Here is a 19,812-nt window from a genome sequence, read left to right on the forward strand (position 1 = left end):
GGGGTGGAGCAGCCCGGTAGCTCGTCAGGCTCATAACCTGAAGGTCGCAGGTTCAAATCCTGCCCCCGCAACCACTCTTTCCGATCCGTTGAGTTTTGAGATATAGACTCGACGGATTCGCGAAACAAGAGAAAAAGTTCGGGGACACTCCTCAAAAAGAGGAGGCGGCAGTTCCGAGTTTTAGTTTTTCCTGACTTTTCAAGAATTTAGACAATAAAAAAACCCGTCGGCGGCAACCAACGGGTCTTTGAAAAGGCTTAAACTGCCTCAGTCGCAAAATCTGAGAACCAGTTTAGGTAACGGGATCGCTTTGTCAAGTGCAAATGCGAGAGCAAAACTCCGCCGATACCAAACATGACATCCCTTCAGATACACACGCAAATTCGCAAGGCTGCAGCACAGTCCGCACCTGTCGGAACATCTGCCGTTGCCCGCTGGCAATGGGTGCAGAACGAGATATTCGATCATGAGGATCTTAGCACTTCCGAGATCTGTGTTGCCGTGGTTCTGGCATCGCACGTCAATGACCGGAGCCAGGACTGCTTCCCCAGAATTGAGACCATCGCCCGCGAAGCCGGGTTATCAGAGCGCAAGGTGCGACAGGCTCTTAAACGTCTTGAGCAGCTGGGTCTGATCCGGCGTCTGGTACGGTGTGCCGGACGGTTACGCAATCGCAACGCCTATCAGCTGGTCGGGCTGGGTGCTAAACCGGCATCTGGTTCCCTCAAACCGGCATCAGATTCCGGTATTAAACCGGCACCGGGTGCCGGTTCCAAGAAGAACACGGATAAAGATGATAACACGGATGAGAAGGAACAGGCCCATGCCACAAGCGGCACGGGGGCCGTCATCCTGCCATCCGTCGATGATCAATGTCTGATCCTGGCAAGAGAGTGGCAGCGCCTTTGTGCCGATCCCTGGACGCTGGCCAATGCCTGTTTGCGCGTGAGCGAGGCCATTGACCGTGTCGGGTTTGATGCCGTTCAGCACGCTTTGGAAGAGGTTAAACGACGGGGAAAAAGGCCCTCACGGCTTGGCGTGCTGGATGTTCTTGATGGGTTGGTTACTGAATGCAGCGAGCAGGAAAAGGCGGATGCGGTTCGTGATCTTTGTGATCCGTCCGATCCCCCGGAATGGCACGACATATGTCAGGTTGTTGCACAGGCCGACATTCCCGGATGTCGCAATCCGCGTCTCTGGCTGTCGCAGATCCGGGCGGTGCTGACGGGCAACATAATCGACTTAAAAGCCCGGAACAAATGCGTTCAGGATATGGCCCGTCATCATTTAATGGCGGTCATTGAGCCCGTTGCCGAACGTCGGGGATTGCTGATCGGAGATGTGTCATGCGTGAGCTGATGATGTCCTCTGATCATGTTCCTGTGTCGTTTGAAGTAAGGCTTGAGGTGTTTCGTCACCAGGCGGCTGGCTTGTCGCGCATTCGGCGCTGGAACGGTGCCTGTGATGTCAGTGTTGCCCAGCACTGCGTGCAGGCTTGCGATCTGGCGTCCCCCGAGACCGCCGGTTATGCCCTGATCCACGACATCGAGGAGTTCGATACCGGCGATATCACGACCCCGGTCAAGAATACCATGCGTGCGCTTGGTGTCTGGCAGCGGTTTGAAGACGAGATTGTCCTGCCGATCCGGCGACGGTTCACGTTACTGGTTGGTCTGGAATGGCCTTGGCCGGAAAGTGTAATCGAAGAAGTTCACGTGATCGACCAGAGGCTCAAGGCAACCGAGTATCGCGATTGTGTTGACCTGTCGCTGGTGAGGTTATCCGCCGGGGATCTTGCCGAACCCTATTCGGATTACATGTTGCCCTGGAGTGCGACCAAGGCAGAGAATATCTTTATGGAACGTGTCCGCAACGTTTTGCCAAGCATGGCAATGGGTGATGCTGGCGATGTGAGAGAGCGTTCAAATTGTTCTGGCCACGGCCTGATCTTGAGGAAATGGCCGCAATAATTCGACGAGTGCGATATTGCGTTTTTTCAACACGTATCGATGGTGTATAAGAACTTATGTCTTACAAACATGCAGACGAAGTGCAGCAAGGAAATATCATGCCGGAAATCACGTTTGAGCAGGTGACGAATGCCAGAGGGGCGGATGGTCGCAAGCTCTGGCTGGAGTTTGAAAAGCAGCTTGCCAATGACGATGGCCGGGCAGCAAAAGCCCATCTTGAGGCTGGACGACCGGTATTTTACTGCGATCCGACACATGAAGGCAGTATTGTCCGGAAATGGCCCGATGGCCGTTGCGAACTGGTGTCCGTCAATGATGATGGCACTGTTGAAGTGCTTCGCGCCATCTGATGGCGCAGCTCTGGATTGTTGCCGGTCCGAACGGGGCAGGCAAAAGCACACTTGTCGAGCGGTATAACCCTGCAGAACCCCAATCTTTGCCAGTTGTTAATCCGGATAATATTCATAAACTTTATCCAGAGCGTGGCAGGGTTTATGCGGGCCGCGAAGCTATTTTGCAGCAGGAAAGCCATCTTTCCTGTGGCACTTCTTTCATCATAGAGACGACCCTTTCCGGGCAGCGTGAGCTGCAACTGGTGAAAATTGCCAGATCGAAAGGGTACGGTATAAATTTTGTTTACGTCGGATTGCCTGATCCGTCGCTATCAATTGCCAGGATCGCACAGCGCGTAGCAGCGGGAGGGCATCATGTGCCCTCTGAGGATGTAAAACGCCGTTATCCGCGAAGCCTTGCAAGGCTTGCCGAGTTCATTGGTGTGGCGGATCGGGTTTACATCTTTGATAATTCGAGTGAGCTCAGCAGATTGCTTTTGTGCCGCGTGAAAGGGCGTACCCGAAAGGTTGCAAGCCAATTGCCGTCCTGGCTCAAGACAGCTATTCCGCGTGCTTTCCAGAAGATCGACCGGGGAATGTCCATGTGACGAACCGGCAGAATTCTGCCGGGTGCAATCTCGATATAGTTAGGTTCCGTCAGGCCCAAAAGTTTTGTATAGACCTAGAGGCTGATCCCAACATTTGATGTAAGGCAACATCTTGAAATCTGCTTTTATATGCGGGGTTCCGTTGACATAGAAAATGTTTCGCCGACTTTTGCGGCGCTTTACATCGACATATCGCTTTAGCTTCTTTGCATCGTACAGCGGATACCAGTGCCAATCATACCTAACATAGGTCAGTTGATCATTGCTGGCCCTGTATCGCTGTACACGTCTTATCTCAGTGAGAACATATCCCGTTCCATCGCGTGCTTTTTCCATGACATACAAAGACTTTTGTGGGGCGGTAATCAATACTGGTTCACCTTGAAACGACACAAATGAAGGCTCAACAATTCGAGCCAGTTTAGGCGTATTGAATCCTATTGTGAATGACGCTTGTCAGCAGCGATGATTGCTGGAAAGTCAAACGTCACCTCGCATCTTCGATCCCAGCGTTCCTCGATCTCATCCCACGTGGCGTGAATGGTCAGTCTGTCGATGATTTGGCGAAGCGGGATCACCGCTTCCGGATCTCGGGACCAGACCCGTAATTTGGCAATCAGTTTGTTGTGGCGAGCGAGAATACGGTCGATGCTTTTCGGGAGTGATGTATCGGCCAGTTGCCGTTCACATCGGGAAATATCGAGTTTCGTGCGATGGATCTGTTCTGACTTGTCGTCAAAAAATGCACGGATTTCATGAGATCTGGCATCGGGCCCCAGAGCTTCAATGACCTTGTTCAGGCCTGTACGTATGTCCTCAAGCTCTTTTCTCAGTCGCTTGATCTCGCCTTCAAGTTTGGACCGCCTCTTTACCATGTCTGCATTGTCGAAATGCGCCATGATCATGTCCTGATCAAGCGTGCTGATTGCTTTGATCACGAACGCGATAATCTGGTCATAATTGAGGCTCCGGTTCGGGCAGCCTTTCGATTTGCAGGAATAGTGCCGGGCATAGGTCGCAACAATCGGCTCACCATGCTTACCGCAATAGAGCTTGCCGCCAAAGACCGCATTCGCGCGTTTGCCGGTGATGGCCTGACTTCGTCGCCATTCCCGTGACCGGGTGATCGAGATTTCACGCTTTTCCTCCTCGGTCATGACTTTCGGGGCGAGTTTGCGCTCACGCTGTCGAGCTGAACGTTGATCAAGCGAACGCTGCACGCTGGCAAACAAGTTTTCCTCGACAATGGCCAGTTCGGGTATCGGCACCGTTACCCATTCGCTTTCCGGACGCATGATCGAGACACGTCTACCGGTTTCCGGGTGTTTGCGATACTGCATCTTGTTGAAGGTTATCGTGCCGTTATAAAGCGTCTGACGCAGCAGCCCGGTCTGGCGAACAAAAGAACCGACAAGCGTGGTCGGGGCCCATTTGCCGCCATTTGGTGCTTCAATACCGCGCCGGTTAAGATCTTCACAGATATGTTTGAGCTTCTGGCCAGCGTCATATGCGGCAAAAATCTCGCGCACGATTGCGGCTTGCTGTGGGTTGATTGTTCGTTTGCCGCGTATCGGTTCACCTGATTCATCAAGTGCGTGGACCAGATCATAACCATAGAGCTTCCCGCCAGGTACGCCGCCACGCAGAACTGCGGCAATAACGCCTCTATGGGTTTTTTCTGCCAGATCCTTGAGATAAAGCGCGTTCATTGTGCTTTTAAGGCCAATGTGAAGCTCGTTGATCAGCCCTTCGCTGACGGTTTCAACCGGCACGCCAAGGAAGATCATTTTCTTGAAGAAGTTGGCCGTATCGGCCTGATCACGGCTGATGCGGCTTAGATCTTCGGCGATGACAACATCGAACCGACCGTCAAGCGCACCGATCAACAAGGCATTAATGCCGGGACGATTTTCGATGTGCGCTCCGGACAGGGCCTCGTCCCGATAGACCTTAACAACATCATATCCCTTGAAACGGCAAAATTCCTGACAGCGGCGGATTTGATCTTCTGAGCTCGTTCCTTGTTTGTCTGTCGAGTGACGAGCGTAAATTCCAGCTCTCAAGGAAGCCTCGTATTCTGGTTATGTTCTTATGATGGGTGGAAGCGCTCGGAGCAGCGTCAAAGGTCCGCAGAAGCGGCTTAATGCAATCGCCTTTGCCAACTGACCCATTCCGGCATGTAGGTGCCAATACCGGGAGCGAGGATCTCGGCAATGGTTTCGTCATTGAAATCAGTCTTTTCGAAAAGCTGGCGGGCAACACCCTTGAACTTGTCGTGGGTGAGTTTCCCTTTAACCAATGAACGGTTTTCTTCGAGCAGGCTGATTTTGTCACGAAGCGCTTCGATCAGTTCATGCTGGTCGGTACATTGAGCTGACAGTGTCGTGTCAGCATGATGATATGCGCCGGTTTTTCGGATGGATGGCAGGACTTCGGATGTCACCCACTTTTTAAAGCGCTTTGCTTCCGGCTTCCTGCTCCGAAGGATCAGGGAGTAAAGACCGCTTTCATTGACGATCAGCAAACTCTGATCACCGCCAGCGGTACTCACAATGTGTGTACCCTTTTCATCTTCATCGAGATTTCGCAAACCGTTTTCCGCATCACGGTAGCCGAGTGCTTTACAAACATCTGTACCCACAGCCCAGATCTGGCCATCAATTTCGATGGCGCGAAAATCGACGTTATCGAAGTGAAAGGTAATGATTTCGCTCATTTCAGCCCCTTGCCTGTCGATGATGCGGTTGCCGTTCTGGTTGTAGAAGCGCATCGGAATTCTTTTGATTACTCGACTGGGTGACTACTGCGCAAGGGTAAAAAGGCATGTTCTCGTAAGAATAGGTTTCTCAAAAAATGTAGCGATAACAGTGCGTTGCATAAGAATGCATGAGAGTGCACAAGATTGCACGAAAATGCAAAAGATTGCATGATAGTGCACGAGATGGCACAACTTTACCCTGTCGTGGTGGGGGCAGGATAGGTTTGGTGGGCCCACCAAACAGCCCGAGCGGGCTTCCTGCTTATTCGCATGGCGGTGCCATGCTCAACGGGGTTGTGAGGGGATGCCTATGGAGTGGGTCTGATGGCAATGTCAGAACCTCCTTGAGGTAGGAGCAGGAAATACTGATAAACTGCCCTTGATCGCAGTCGATTCTTGGCTGCGCAGCGTTCTGTTGCGCTTCCTGTACAATAGAGACGTCGGCTAAATAAATTTGAACAGAGAAGATTATAGTTAAATGAGTGCAGATATTCAGAATCTCGGTAGCTTTGCTTGGTCGATTGCGGAGATTTTGCGAGGTGATTTCAAGCAGTCGGAATATGGCAAGGTCATTCTACCGTTTGTAGTTCTACGCCGACTGGATTGCATTCTTGAAAGCTCGAAAGACGCAGTTCTTGCTGCTGCAAAGGCATTGCCTGATGGGGTGGATGATGAAACGCGCGACATGATCCTCTTTGACGCTATTGGCGGCAATGTGAAGGTCTATAATCTGTCTCGGTCCACCTTTGAGAAGTTGCGTGGGCAAGACCCCCGCCAGCTTCATGATAATCTGATTGACTACATCACTAAATTTTCGGCCAACGTCCGAGACATTTTCCTCGATAAGTTTCTTTTTACAGATCAGCTCAAGCGTTTGAAAGACGGCGGGATTCTATGGAACGTGTTTGAGCGGATGTGTGAGATTGACCTTCACCCTGATGAAGTTTCCAATCTTGAGATGGGCTATCTGTTCGAGGAACTGATCCGCCGCTTTTCTGAGATATCGAATGAGACCGCTGGGGAGCACTTTACGCCGCGTGAGGTGATCCGGCTTATCGTCGATCTTCTGATTGCCAACGACGATGAAAAGCTGACAGGACGTGGGATCATCCGCCAAGTGTATGATCCTGCCTGCGGGACAGGCGGTATGCTCGCATTGACGGAAGAGGCCTTGAATGATTTCAATGATGCGATCCGCGTTGAGCTATTCGGTCAGGAGCTCAACGGTGAATCTTTCGGTATCTGCAAATCCGACATGCTTGTAACCGGCCATGACCCGGAGCAGATCGCTTTCGGCAACACTCTGACGCAGGATGCCCATAAGGATAAAAAGTTCCACTATATGCTGTCCAACCCGCCTTACGGCGTGGATTGGAAAAAGTATCAGGACCCGATCAAGGCCGAGGCCGAGAACCTCGGATTTGATGGGCGTTTTGGCGCAGGGACGCCCCGTATCTCTGATGGCCAACTCCTCTTCCTTCAGCACATGATCTCCAAGATGCGCGAGGACGAGATCGGCTCGCGCATCGGCATCGTCATGAACGGTTCGCCGCTCTTCACCGGCGGAGCAGGATCTGGAGAGAGTGAAATCCGCCGTTGGATGTTTGAGAATGATTGGGTCGAAGCCATCGTCGCTTTGCCCACCGACCTTTTCTACAACACCGGTATCCAGACCTATGTCTGGCTCCTGACCAACCGTAAGCCCGCCAACCGGCAGGGCAAGGTTCAGCTCATCGACGCCAGCGGTGAACGCTTCTGGAAATCCATGCGCAAGTCTCTGGGCAGCAAGCGCCGAGAAATCCCTGAAGAGGCGCGTGCCGAGATCGTGCGGATCTATGCAGACTTCCTGAACGGCGAGAGTGGGGAAGGCGAAGTTTCCCGTATCTTCAATACAACTGACTTCGGCTATCGAGAAATCCGCGTTGAGCGTCCGCTGAGGCTGAATTTCCTGGTCACTCCAGAGCGACTTGATCGTCTTGCCGACCAGAAAACCTTTGCCAAGCTGGAAGAGGACGATCAGGCGGAAATTCGGTTTGCGCTCAAAGCCATTGAAGACAAGCTTTTCACGAACCGTGCAGAGTTCGACAAGGCGCTGACTCGCGCGTTCAAGCAAGCTCAGATCAAGATCAGCGCGCCCGTCAAAAAGGCGATACTTGCAGCACTGTCTGAGCGCGATGACGAGGCCGACATCTGCACCGGCAAGGACGGCAAACCCGAACCCGACACAGACCTGCGCGACCACGAGCTTGTGCCGCTATACGAGGATTGGCGTGAGTACATGAAACGTGAGGTGCTACCCTTCGTGCCAGACGCGTGGGTCGATGAAAGCCATAGGGATGCCCGGGACAGGCAGGTAGGCCGTGTTGGTTATGAAATCAACTTCAACCGCTACTTCTACAAGTATGTACCGCCACGCTCGCTCGACGAAATCGACGCGGAATTGAAGGCGCTTGAAACGGAAATTGCAGGGCTCCTTAAGGAGATGGCAGGGTGAGTTCATTCTTCCAACAAGCGCCGGAAGGCTGGGATCGTGTGCCATTGAAATTCTTGATTGAAGGATCAAAGAACGGTGCATGGGGTGGCGAAGCGGGTACCCACCAAGTAGACGCGATCTGCGTGCGCATTGCAGATTTTGACTGGCAGCGTCTTCGTCTAGACCTTTCGAACCCAACTATCCGATCATTTGGATCAGACCAATTCCGACGACTTGCCTTGCAAGACGGTGATATGGTTCTTGAAAAATCAGGAGGGGGAGAAAAGACACCCGTTGGTCGTATTGTTATGTTTGCCGGGGCGGAGCGCTCGGTTACATCAAATTTTGTCGCTAGGGTTCGTCCAGTGAACACTGTCTGGCCGCGATTTCTATTATACTTGATCGCGGCTCAGTACATGAGTGGATTCTCAATTCAGTTCGTCAAGCAGAATACCGGCATCCAGAATTTAGACGACTCTTCTTTGTTTCGTAGCGATGTTTGGATACCCGATCGGGACACCCAAAAAACCATCGCGGATTTCCTAGATCGCGAGACTGCCCGCATTGACCAACTGATCGAGAAAAAGCAAGCATTCGTCACGTTACTGAAGGAAAAGCGGGACTCGCTGATTGCTCTAGCAACGACGCGCGGTATTGACACAACTGTACCGCTTAAGTCGTCTGGCGTTGATTGGCTAGGACGCATACCTGCGCACTGGGAGATTGTCCCCGCTACCTCGTTGTTTAAGCACAGCAAAGAGCGCGCCCGCGAAGGAGATCAGTTGCTCTCGGCTACGCAGAAGTATGGTGTGATACCTTTGGTTGAGTTTGAGCGGCGTGAGCAGAGGCAAGTGACGCTTGCTGTCGCAAACCTCGAACTCCGAAAACACGTTGAGATTGGCGACTTTGTGATTAGTATGCGTAGCATGGATGGAGGACTAGAGCGTGCTCATGCTGTTGGCTCTGTGCGTTCTTCATACTCAGTACTGAAGCCAGGACCGCATGTCGAGGGGCGTTACTACGGTGCTTTGCTAAAATCTAGCATGTACATACAAGCCCTTAGACTTACGTCCAATTTTGTCCGTGACGGGCAGGACATGAATTTCACTCACTTCCGCAAAGTGTACCTGCCGAAGTTGAAAATAAAAGAACAAGTTGTAATTGCCGATTACATTGATTTGAACAATAAACGGAACGACAAAATCGTCGAGCATACTGAGCAAAGCATTCAGAAGCTGCGCGAATTCCGCTCTGCACTGATCACCACGGCTGTCACCGGCCAGATCGACGTTAGGATTTGGGGTAAGCAGGGGAAAACCTGCCGTCATCTTGACGAGATCGAAGAGGCGATGCAGGCATGACCAAGTTATGGATCGTCCGGGCTGGAGCACATGGGGAGCGGGAGCTTGCAGCTATCGACCAGAGCAAACTGATTCCTGGCTTTTTGGAAGTCGGTGATCTGAGCACCTGTGCTGATCGTGACGCGGTGCTGGCCCATCTGCAGGACGTCATGCCCGATGAGGGTAAGAACCGCCTGCGCAATTTCGCCGCCCAGCTCAATCAGTTCGTGAACCGGATCCAGATCGGCGATTTCGTGGTGATGCCGCGCAAGGTCACGAATGGCGTGGCCATCGGGATCGTGACGGGCGACTACCAGTTCGACGGCGAAAACGACTTCAAGCACGCGCGCACCGTCGAATGGAAGGAAGAGTCCCTGCCCCGCGACACCTTCAAGCAAGACCTGCGCCACTCCTTCGGGGCGTTCATGACCATCTGCCAGATCAAGCGCAATTTCGCCCTTGAGCGTGTGCAGGCCGTTCTTGAGACCGGTACCGACCCTGGCGCGCTTCTGGGTAAGCAGGGACAGGCACCGAAGCCTATGCCCGTGAATGGCACAGACGAGGATGATACCGAGGCCGAAGATTACCAGACCGACATCGAGGACATCGCAAACCAGCAGATCATCTCGTTGATCAAGTCCGAGTTCGCAGGTCATGCCCTTGCTGATCTGGTGGCCGAGATTATGCGGGTCGAGGGCTACACCACCAAGGTTTCCCCGCCCGGTGCCGATGGTGGCGTTGATATTCTGGCGGCAGGTGGCAAGCTTGGCCTTGGTGAGGATCGCATCTGCGTGCAGGTAAAATCCGGCGACGGTGCGGCGAACCATGACGTTGTGCTGCGCTTGATCGGCTCAGTCTCGAATACTCAGGCGCAAACGGGGCTTCTGGTGAGCATCGGCGGCGTTAACACCGTCGCCCAGAAGGAGTTAGACAACAACTTTTTCAAGCTTCGCCTCTGGCAGATGCCCGACCTTCTTAGAGCTTTGTTTCGCACCTATGGCGAGCTCTCAGACGAGACACGCGCCAAGCTACCCCTGAAGCAGATTTGGGCACCGATGACGGGGGGAACGTGATGAAGTTGACAGCTAAACCTTTGGAACGCCTTACCGGGATTATAACCGGAGACAACAACGTCAGTCCGTATAGAAGCGGTCCACAGCTAGTCGACTTTTTCCATGATTTTGGTGAGCGTGATTTGTATGGTCAGGGTTTTCCATCCCGCGCGAGTTATACGCTTGAGAAGTTGAAGAAGTTTAACGGCACTGAAACGATGAAAAGTATCGTTTGTAGTGCGTTTGATTTCTGGGACGAAACTGATTTCAATGTCGAAGACGTCGCTTATCAATTTAATAAAACCCTAGCTCGTGATCGCTATCGCTTGGTCCTTGAGTATGGAAAAGGCTGGGTGCACGGGGACGAATACATCAAGGGCGCGCCTTATTTTGAGGTGCGTTCTCTTGATGAGAATATCATCTCGACTGACAGTCTGTTAGCGGCTAGCCACGAAGCGATTCTTGAACAGGTGAAAAAAGCCAACACAAAGATCGAGACAGGCGATTTTGCTGGTGCGATAGCCAGTGCCTATACTCTCGTGGAGCAGTTGCTCAAGCATCTGCTGGTCGAAACCGGCACACCCTTCAAGGAAAACGAGGGTGACATCAGGGTTCTATACAAAGCTCTTCGAGAGCCCCTTAGGCTTGATCCCGGTTCGGATGGGATTGAACTTCCCCTCAAGCCTATTCTTGACGGTTTTCAGAAGTTAGTTGCCGGGCTTTACGAGGTCGCCAACAAGGCCAGTGATCGCCATGCTAGGCGGTACAATCCAGCTGGCCATCATGCCAAGCTGTCTGTCAATGCAGCCTTTGCTCTCTCAGAGTTTCTTTTGGAAAGTCATCAGTATCAGCAGGCGCGAACTGCTAGCTCACTATCGACAGAGGAACCAGAATGACGTTTCCAGCTCATAGCATACACAAAGAGAAGGTTCTCCAAGAGTACATCATCGGTGCACTTGAGAGCGGCGGGGGCTATGAGCGCCGCGACCCGAAGGTAGACTATGACCGTGACCTGGCTATGGACCGGGCATTGGTTCTGCGGTTCGTCCAGAATACGCAGCCCGAGGCGTGGGAAAAGCTTGCAAAGCACTATACATCCTCAGCGGAAGACGTGTTTTTCAAGCAGCTCGACAAGGCGCTAAAGGATCGCGGGCTTCTCGATGTGTTGCGCAAAGGTATTAAGATCGTTCCGGGTATCGCGCTTAGCCTTTGTTATTTCCGCCCGGCGAGTGGATTGGAGCCCAAGCGTGTCGCCGAGTATCAGGCCAATATCCTTTCCGTCATGGATGAGGTCGAATACAGCCAGAAGCACGGCGGTCGTCTCGATGTGGTGCTTTTTGTCAACGGGTTGCCTGTTGTTACCATCGAGGCAAAGAATACGGCAACGGGTACGACTTTTCGAAATGCAGAGAAACAGTATCGTGATGATCGTTCTCCGATAGGTGAGCCGCTGCTGACATTCAAGCGTGGTGCGCTTGTTCACTTCGCACTCGACCAAGACAATGCCTCAATGACGACACGTCTGATGAATGGGAAGACGCGTTTCTTACCTTTCAATAGAGGAAGGGACGGCGGCGCGGGAAACCCGGATGTCGAGGATGAGTTCCGAATTTCCTATCTGTACAAGTCAGGTGCTTGGGGGGATGCGATCTTTTCGCGGTCTGTGCTTCTTGATGTCATAGGTCAGTTTATGCATCTTGAAGTGAACGGCAAGGACGAGGTGATGATCTTTCCGCGTTTCCAGCAGCTTGATGCTGTGCGAAAGATTATGGCACACGCCAAAACACATGGTCCGGGAAAGAACTATCTGATCCAGCATTCGGCAGGTTCAGGAAAATCCAACACAATTGGCTGGTTAGCACATCATGCGATTAATCTGCATGGCGATGCTGATAATCAAGTCTTCAATACGGCGATTATTGTGACTGACCGTGTGGTGCTGGATAGGCAGCTTCAGGGAACGATCACGCAGTTTGAACAGACGCCCGGCGTCGTTAAGAAAATTGACGGAACTTCCCGGCAACTGAAGGATGCCATCGCCAGGGGTGCACGGATTATTGTCACGACGATCCAGAAGTTTTCGACCGATCATCTGAAAGAGCTCTCGGGGCAGGGGGGCCGTACCTTTGCTGTCATCGTGGACGAGGCGCATTCCAGCCAATCTGGCAAAAGTGCCCAGGCAATGACCGATGCGCTAACGCGCGAGGCCATTTCGAGCGACGATATCGAGGATTTGATAGCCGAATACCAAAAGGCGCGAGGGCCTCAGGCCAACATCAGTTTTTTTGCTTTCACCGCCACTCCGCGTAATGTCACGCTGGAGCGGTTTGGTGTGAAAGGTGAGGATGGACTACCGCATCCATTCCACCTCTATTCCATGCGTCAAGCTATCGAGGAGAAGTTTATCCTCGACGTGCTTCAGAATTATATGACCTACAAGGCTTATTACCAGCTCGAAAAGGCCATCGAGGATGATCCGGAGTTGAGTGGGCGCAAGGGGCAGCGTAAGGTCGCTCGCTATGCCAGCTTACACCCGACGGCTATTGGTCAAAAGGTTGAGATTATCGTCGAGCATTTTCGTCGGCATGTCATGCGTGAGTTGAACGGGCAGGCCAAGGCGATGATCGTTACACAGAGCCGGGAGCACGCGCTCAAGTATTTCCTTGGCGTAAGGACATACATCAAAGCGCAAGGTTATGCGGATCTGAAAGCGCTTGTTGCTTTCTCCGGTGATCTGGACTTGGACGGCGAGGCTACGACCGAGGCTGATCTTAACGGTTTTTCAGAAACCGAACTTCCTGGCCGTTTTGATGGTTTCAAACCGGATGGGACGCCCTATCCCGACACCTATCACATTCTGATTGTGGCAGAAAAATATCAGACCGGATTTGACCAACCGAAACTATGCGCCATGTATGTTGATCGCAAGCTCTCGGGACTTCAGGCGGTGCAGACGCTCTCCCGTCTGAACCGGACGAAGGCCGGGAAGGAACGCACCTTCATCCTCGATTTCCAGAACACGATTGACGATATACAAACTGCCTTCAGGCCTTTTTACGAGGCTACTACGGTGGAGGCGATGTCAGACCCAAATCAGATTTATGATCTGGAAGGGCGGCTCTTCAAGTTTGGCTATCTCGATAAGAGCGAGATCGAACGTTTTGCTCAAACCTATTTTAAGGGAGCACTCGGCACAACTGATAGGCCGCGCCTGGAGGGACTTGTCCGTCAGGCTGTTATTCGCTTTGAGGCAGACGATGATGAAGGACGGCAAGAGGAATTCAGACAGCTTCTAAAAAGCTTCAACCGCTTTTATGCCTTCGTAGCGCAGGTTATCTCACTAGAAGACACCAGTCTTGAAAAGTTGGCTTCATACGGGGCCTGGCTTTCACGCTTACTCCCTAATCGACAGGTGCCGCCAGAGATTGAAATCACCGACGACATGATCCGCTTGCAAGCATTCAAGGTCGATGAAAAAGAACAAGGTAGCGCTTCACTTGCGCCTGGCGATACTCAAGCGCTCGCGGCCATCAGCGAATTTGGCGCGAAACCGTATACCGATGATGAGATGAAAGAGCTTTCTGAGATTATTCAGTCTTTCAACGAACGGCATGGTACTCAATTCACTGAAGCTCAGATGACTAGGATCGAAGCCGTGAATCCTGAGATTGTTGATGACAATATGAGAGCAATGTTGCGGAATAATCCTCCGGACGTTGTTCGGTTAGCCTACGAACAAGCGGCTTTCCAAGGGATGATTCGGATGTTTCAGAATGATGCCGAAATGCGTGACATTATTTTGACCGATTCAGAAATACGAAAAAAGGTTACTGGTTACCTATTTGGACGTGCATTGCGAGAGGCTCGCGGAGCGGCATAAGTTTACTCAATCACTCTAAGTTTTGATGGGGTCGTGTGATGACTGAATTAGAGAGCGAAGGCGATCTGCATCCGTTAATCGTGCGACGGCTTGAAATAGAAAATTTTAGAGGGGTCAAAAGTGGCTGTGTCGAATTCTACGGGCATACACTGCTTGTCGGAGGCAACAATGTTGGTAAGTCAACGATATGTGAAGCGCTAGAATTAGTATTGGGGCCAGAGCGTATTTATCGCCGCCCAGTCGTAAACGAGCATGATTTTCATGCTGGTCGTTATCTAGATGGCGACGGTAGTCCAGTTTACATCAAAATCGATGTAATCCTCATTCATCTGCCAGAAGAAATGGAAAGGAAGCTGTTCTCAAAGACACGGCCTTGGAGTGACGCCAAAGGTGGATTTGTCGATGATGAAAACGCAGAGCCCGAGGACGCTGATGTTGAGGACATATGTAGAGCGTTACCGCTGACTTTCATTGCTTACTACGACCGCAAAGAAGATGATTTTGTTGGGACAACCTATTTTGCCCACCCAATTGAAGACGTAGGCGAAGACGATGATAATTATGGCGAACCATATGCGGGCTTAAAGTATTTTCCTCGCGAATGGAAAATTCAATGCGGCTTTATTTATCTGAGAACTTTACGCACCGGTCGTAGAGCCTTGAGTTTGGAACGGGGGTCGCTTCTTGATACAATCTTGCGTCTCGCCGATACCGGCAAAGAGTCGATGTGGGAAAGCACGGTTAAACAACTCCGTGCTTTGGAGCCAGCAATAGGCGATATTCCCCAGCTTCAAGGGATTCAAACACAGATCAAGGACCGTTTGGCTCGGTTTGTCGGGTTGTCTTCGGATAAGGACGCGACCGGGTTCTACGCTTCAGATCTGACCAGGGAGCATTTGCGCCAGGTCGTACAACTGTTTCTAAAGTCAGAAGATAGTAATCATTCGGTACCATTCAATAGACTTGGAACTGGTGCTGTAAATGCGCTTGTTTTCGCCCTTTTGACCCATATCGCTGATCTCCGAGGTAAGCGCGCGATTATCTTTGCAATGGAAGAACCAGAGATAGCTCTGCCACCTCACGCTCAGCGTAGGATTGCCAAGTATCTTATCGGGAATATGGGACAAGCTATCATCACTTCCCATTCTCCCTATGTAATTGAAGAATTCGAAATGTCGGATGTTCAAGCCGTCTCGCGCAAGGACGGCACTTTGTCATCTGACAGAATCCCCACCAATACAATCAGACATCGGACCCTCCGTACCAACGGTAGAAAATTGGCCGAAGCGATACTTGCACGTGGCGTGATCGTTGCTGAAGGCGACACGGAAGCCAAGATGCTTATCGCTGCATCCTATATGTACGAAACTCTTGATTCATCGGATAAATATGCTCCTCTTGATCTGATCGGAGTGAGTGTTTTTGATGCGGGAACTCAGTCTGACGTACCTAAATGGGGGCCGTTTTTCAAAGCTCTTAAGAAGATAAATTTTGCCTTCCAAGACAAGCCCAATCAACCTTGGACTGAAGATCAGGCGTCACACCTCTCTTGCTACCATTACAACTTTGAAAGTGCCTACAAGGGAACGGAAGACTTGTTGGCTGCAGAAGTTCCGGTCGCTGTACACCGAAGGTTCCTTGAGCTAGTTGCGAGACATCCCGATTATCCAACAGACAAGGGATATTTGGGTGCGAACGCTCTAGAGGCAGAAGTGGTTGCTCTTTCGAAGACCGTCCTGAAAGCGAAGAAAGGCTCAGGTTTCGCCGGGATGCTGATCGAACAGTGTCAGACACTTGAGGAGATACCGGCCACTCTAAAGAGCTTCCTTGATAAGGTTGCGTCAGATATGGCGCTGCCAAGTCTAGAGGACTTGGGGGATGACGATAACGTTGATAGTGGGCCGGACGGCATGGCGACCAAAGCTTCTGATTTAGAGGATCTGATTTAAGGTATGGCATTTACAATCTGTAAAAAACGCCAAGCCATAATAGACGAACCAGGACCTGCACTCGTAATTGGAGGGCCTGGTTCTGGGAAAACAACGCTTGCACTCTTAAAGTGCCAAAAAATTCTGAGTCAACTAGAAGCCGGTCAAAACATTCTTTTTTTGAGTTTTTCCCGTGCGGCCGTGCAGCAAATTCTGAACCGCGCTCGCGAAATTCTAACTAAAGAGGAAATAAAGCGAATTGACGTCCGTACCTATCATTCCTTCTGTTGGGACATTTTGCGTAGCCATGGGCGTTTGCTTGGGGGGCGGCCTCTCAAGATGTTGGCTCCCTCCAACGAGGGGATACGTCGAACCCAGTTTGTTGGGGAGTGGAAAGCTGAAGTCAGCAGGCTTTTGAGAGAAGATGGTATAGTTTGTTTCGATCTTTTTGCATCAGCGACAGCGGAGCTTTTCGAGCGAAGTGTTCATCTGCGCTCCTGGATGGGACGGCTTTTCCCATTTGTAATTCTGGATGAATTTCAAGACTCTGATGATGATCAATGGAGGTTCGTGCGGCAGTTAAGTTCGGTGACGCAAACGCTCTTTCTTGCTGATACGGAACAAAGGATATTCGACGGATCATTTCGACCAGGTGTACGAGCTGATCGTCTGGATATTTTGAAGAACGAGATCAAAGTCCAGGAAGTCGATCTACAAAGCGATAATTATCGCAGTGCAGATAGCGACATTCTAGCTATAGCAGATTGTGTTCTTGGCGGAATTGGACCTATCCCCAAGAGTAGCGATGTTAAATTCTTATTCTATAACTTCAAAAATCAATTTGCATCTACGGTTCACTTCGCGGTTAGTCTGGCGTATAGCACGTTGCTCCAGCGTGGTGTCATGGATCCAACCATCGCGGTGTTGGCAAGGAGCAATGATCTCGTCGCCAAAGTCTCCGATATTTTACATGATAAGCACACGTACAATGGTCGGGATTTGAACCCAGTCCGTCATGATGTTGTATGGGACCAAGAACTGTCTGCTTCCGCGGGAGTGGCAATAGCAGCGGCGCTGGAGTACGTTTCAACACCAAGCTTGGAGGCGCGCGAAGCAATGCACGCGAGGGTCCAAGAGTACTTTTTAGTGAAGAAAGACTTCTGCGAGAGGTATGGTGGGCGCGGTGCTGAGGCTGCGGGCTCAAAGGCGGCTCGATTTGGTAAGGCTCGATCAAAAGTTGCGCTTAGTAAGGAACTTGGGAAAGGTTCGCCGAGATCATTAGAAGAAGGATTAAAAGAGCTCCCAGTTCTAATGGGAGACCCAATCACGGATTGGAAATCCGTTCGTTCCGTTTACCTCAAACACAACGATCTTAAAGCGATTTTCCAGGACGCACGTATGGTTAGACTTTTTCGTGCATCAGATACGCTGGCAACTGTGTTGGCGTCCCGGTGGATTGATCGTGGAAACTATGCTGGTGCAGCCCGCATGATACGGAACGTACTGGACCAAGAAAAACTCATTGGTTTTGAGCAGGACCCGAAAGGCGTCTCGTTGATGACAATCCACAAGTCGAAGGGAAAGGAATTCGATGGTGTGGTTTTGGTCGAAGGCTTGTATTCAAGCCCATTTTTTTTGCAGCGTGAGGCTCCCGAATTTTCTCCATCTCGTCGTTTACTCCGTGTTGGGATTACGCGAGCAAGAAAGTTCGTTGTTTTGGTTCGTCCTCATAAAGCAACGTCATTGGTATAAAAGGTTGGTAGTTTTGTGACCTTTTACGAAAGTTTCCTGTGCGCGGGTTCTCTCGGTTGAGAGGAAACTGAGAAACTCTTTGTGTGACAGAATCAAAACCATTGCTAGCGGATCGTGAGAAGCTTCCATCAGCAAAAACATCTTCCAGTTACGTAATGCACGTGCCGCTAGGCTGGGCTGTCGGGGCATGACTTTCCGGGTGCTGAGATAACGACGCCAAAGAGCAGGAGTATTTCTGTGCAGGACAAGAGGACGAGGCTTGTAGCGGTGATTAGTTCTAACTTTTTGTCCGCTTTTTGCCTGTCGTCTGTCTTTTCGCGCTTCAAACACCCCAAACCGTTCTTCAAGCTTCTTCTTGCTGCACGAACGATCCAACTGGCTGGCCTTCATCGCCTGTCCATCCGGACCCATAAGGACCATACCGTTACCACGTAGCTTGATGCTTATGTCATATCCCGCCAGAACCTCGTGCGCTTCCCGCCAGTTCTTGGCCTTCCATAAGCCTTCCAGTATTTCTTCCCGATGTTTCAATACATGCCGCTGGAATGATTCCTGCCAGGTATGTGCCTCGTAGTCCCGTGCTGCCGGTGACAGCTTGTTTGGATCGCGTGCCTTTCCATCGGTCATGCCGGGATCAATGGCGAGGCCGTACTTCTTCTCCATTTCGCGCGAGACCTTGGCGAGTATCTTAAAGTCCCTATGTGGTGTAATGACCTTGAGTGTTTCCGGATGCACCTTGTTAAAGGCAATATGCATGTGGAAATTATCGGTATTGATATGCGTTCCCGCTACACGCTGATGATCGCTGTAACCAAGGGCTTTGGCATACTCCGCCTCGATGGCCATCAGATCCTCTTTGCTCAGTTTATCCTGCTCGCCAGAACGGAAAGAAACGACAAGGTGATAGGTCTTGTCTGCAATGTCGGGCTTTTGCCGCCGAACTGCTTCGATCTCCAGCAGAGCAAGATCAAGATCCTCGATCTTTGTGCCGGCATCGCAATTGCGGATCCAGAACTGATGCAGTTTCTCGCCTTTTTCCTCGGCAGCGGCGATGTACTCGCCCAGTCGAGTGTAATTGTCTGGCACACCAGATTTCTTGCCGATCCGGGTTGCAATCATGATTTGTCCTGCAGGTTTTTGCCAGGCTGAAGCTGCATCCGGATCTCACCAATCGCCGCTTTGAGCTCGGTCTGGGTCGCCTCGATATCGCGGTTCAGGCTGTCGAACTTCTTGAGCAGATCTGCCGAGAGCGGCTCATCAAGGGCCAGCTTGAACAGGTTGCCCAAGCGGGCCTGATCGGCATTGACCTTCAGAAGATCGCGAATACCTTGCCAGGCGGCAAAATCACTAGCACTGGGAAGTTTGGTATTCATCAACAACCGTTTGAGCAGTTCCGAGCGTGACAGGCGCACCTGTTGGGCAAGCTGATCGATGCGGGCTTTCTCTTCGTCGTTGAGATAGGTTTTGATGACGTGACGTTCGGTGGCCATTTCTTGTTCCGCTATTGCCCGAAAGATCCTGAGAGAGAACCGCCTGGCATCATTTCGGCCCGGATACTCTCGGGAAGGGTGGCATCAAAACCGCCAACCAGATTGACGATGCTGCGTGTAAAATCCGTGCCGAACTTGCGCTCATAGACCTCTTTGGCCTTTGCGATGAGATGCGGCTCCCGCTTGTCGGGATTGCTGTAATTGATCAGGTTTGCAAAATACCTTGGAT

The 19,812-nt window shown here is 51.4% G+C and carries 16 protein-coding genes; 11 read left to right on the top strand and 5 right to left on the bottom strand.

What is annotated here, in order from left to right:
* The first annotated feature begins 354 nt into the window (after positions 1 to 354).
* The 4 genes from AUQ42_RS03845 to AUQ42_RS03860 all read left to right on the top strand — a co-directional run bounded on the left by AUQ42_RS03845 (position 355) and on the right by AUQ42_RS03860 (position 2,910).
* The gene (locus tag AUQ42_RS03845; RefSeq protein WP_068517720.1) at positions 355 to 1,359 is read left to right on the top strand and encodes a helix-turn-helix domain-containing protein; all 1,005 of its coding nucleotides are present in this window, start codon (positions 355 to 357) and stop codon (positions 1,357 to 1,359) included.
* The gene (locus AUQ42_RS03850) at positions 1,347 to 1,970 is read left to right on the top strand and encodes a hypothetical protein (RefSeq protein ID WP_068517722.1); all 624 of its coding nucleotides are present in this window, start codon (positions 1,347 to 1,349) and stop codon (positions 1,968 to 1,970) included. The genes AUQ42_RS03845 and AUQ42_RS03850 overlap by 13 nt, the downstream gene beginning before the upstream one ends.
* A 98-nt stretch (positions 1,971 to 2,068) precedes the next feature.
* On the top strand, positions 2,069 to 2,320 hold the full coding sequence (locus AUQ42_RS03855; protein WP_068517724.1) for a hypothetical protein: 252 nt from the start codon (positions 2,069 to 2,071) through the stop codon (positions 2,318 to 2,320).
* Positions 2,320 to 2,910 carry an AAA family ATPase gene (locus tag AUQ42_RS03860; RefSeq protein WP_068517728.1) on the top strand — a complete coding sequence of 197 codons (591 nt, stop codon included), beginning with the start codon at positions 2,320 to 2,322 and terminating at the stop codon, positions 2,908 to 2,910. Before AUQ42_RS03855 ends, AUQ42_RS03860 begins: the two co-directional genes overlap by 1 nt.
* A gap of 437 nt (positions 2,911 to 3,347) precedes the next feature.
* Here AUQ42_RS03860 and AUQ42_RS03870 read toward each other — a convergent pair whose 3' ends face one another.
* Positions 3,348 to 4,973, bottom strand: coding sequence for a recombinase family protein (locus AUQ42_RS03870; RefSeq protein WP_082817721.1), 1,626 nt, complete (start codon positions 4,971 to 4,973; stop codon positions 3,348 to 3,350).
* Positions 4,974 to 5,050: 77 nt separating this feature from the next.
* Positions 5,051 to 5,680: a Bro-N domain-containing protein gene (locus AUQ42_RS03875; RefSeq protein WP_068517734.1), complete on the bottom strand. Its 630-nt coding sequence runs from the start codon at positions 5,678 to 5,680 to the stop codon at positions 5,051 to 5,053.
* Between the two features lie 466 nt (positions 5,681 to 6,146).
* On the opposite strand from AUQ42_RS03875, the gene AUQ42_RS03880 reads away from it, so the two are divergent.
* From AUQ42_RS03880 to AUQ42_RS03910, 7 genes are read left to right on the top strand one after another with little or no spacing between them, the layout of a single operon-like run.
* Positions 6,147 to 8,162, top strand: a complete 2,016-nt coding sequence (locus AUQ42_RS03880) for a class I SAM-dependent DNA methyltransferase (protein WP_082817722.1) — start codon at positions 6,147 to 6,149, stop codon at positions 8,160 to 8,162.
* Positions 8,159 to 9,502, top strand: coding sequence for a restriction endonuclease subunit S (locus AUQ42_RS03885; protein ID WP_156480825.1), 1,344 nt, complete (start codon positions 8,159 to 8,161; stop codon positions 9,500 to 9,502). The genes AUQ42_RS03880 and AUQ42_RS03885 overlap by 4 nt, the downstream gene beginning before the upstream one ends.
* Positions 9,499 to 10,554, top strand: a complete 1,056-nt coding sequence (locus AUQ42_RS03890; protein WP_068517736.1) for a restriction endonuclease — start codon at positions 9,499 to 9,501, stop codon at positions 10,552 to 10,554. The genes AUQ42_RS03885 and AUQ42_RS03890 overlap by 4 nt, the downstream gene beginning before the upstream one ends.
* A complete protein-coding gene (locus AUQ42_RS03895) occupies positions 10,554 to 11,429 on the top strand; it encodes an abortive infection family protein (RefSeq protein WP_068517737.1) in 876 nt (291 codons plus the stop codon). Before AUQ42_RS03890 ends, AUQ42_RS03895 begins: the two co-directional genes overlap by 1 nt.
* Positions 11,426 to 14,413, top strand: a complete 2,988-nt coding sequence (locus tag AUQ42_RS03900) for a type I restriction endonuclease subunit R (protein WP_068517738.1) — start codon at positions 11,426 to 11,428, stop codon at positions 14,411 to 14,413. The genes AUQ42_RS03895 and AUQ42_RS03900 overlap by 4 nt, the downstream gene beginning before the upstream one ends.
* A 38-nt stretch (positions 14,414 to 14,451) precedes the next feature.
* Positions 14,452 to 16,362, top strand: a complete 1,911-nt coding sequence (locus AUQ42_RS03905; protein ID WP_068517739.1) for an ATP-dependent endonuclease — start codon at positions 14,452 to 14,454, stop codon at positions 16,360 to 16,362.
* A 3-nt stretch (positions 16,363 to 16,365) separates the two neighbouring features.
* Positions 16,366 to 18,093 (top strand): UvrD-helicase domain-containing protein, encoded by a 1,728-nt coding sequence (locus AUQ42_RS03910; RefSeq protein ID WP_068517740.1) that lies wholly within the window; start codon positions 16,366 to 16,368, stop codon positions 18,091 to 18,093.
* On the opposite strand, the gene traI is transcribed toward AUQ42_RS03910, so the two are convergent.
* From traI to AUQ42_RS15870, 3 genes are all read right to left on the bottom strand, one after another.
* Complete coding sequence (traI, locus tag AUQ42_RS03915) at positions 18,082 to 19,212, bottom strand: TraI/MobA(P) family conjugative relaxase (protein WP_068517741.1); 1,131 nt, start codon at positions 19,210 to 19,212, stop codon at positions 18,082 to 18,084. The two genes, AUQ42_RS03910 and traI, sit on opposite strands and share 12 nt — an antisense overlap.
* Complete coding sequence (locus tag AUQ42_RS03920; protein ID WP_068517743.1) at positions 19,209 to 19,583, bottom strand: ribbon-helix-helix protein, CopG family; 375 nt, start codon at positions 19,581 to 19,583, stop codon at positions 19,209 to 19,211. Before AUQ42_RS03920 ends, traI begins: the two co-directional genes overlap by 4 nt.
* An 11-nt stretch (positions 19,584 to 19,594) precedes the next feature.
* Positions 19,595 to 19,812 (bottom strand): hypothetical protein (locus AUQ42_RS15870; protein WP_197460775.1); only part of this gene is annotated, 218 nt, incomplete at its 5' end.

It is taken from the genome of Thalassospira sp. MCCC 1A02491 (genome assembly GCF_001613785.1).
Taxonomy (GTDB): domain Bacteria; phylum Pseudomonadota; class Alphaproteobacteria; order Rhodospirillales; family Thalassospiraceae; genus Thalassospira; species Thalassospira povalilytica.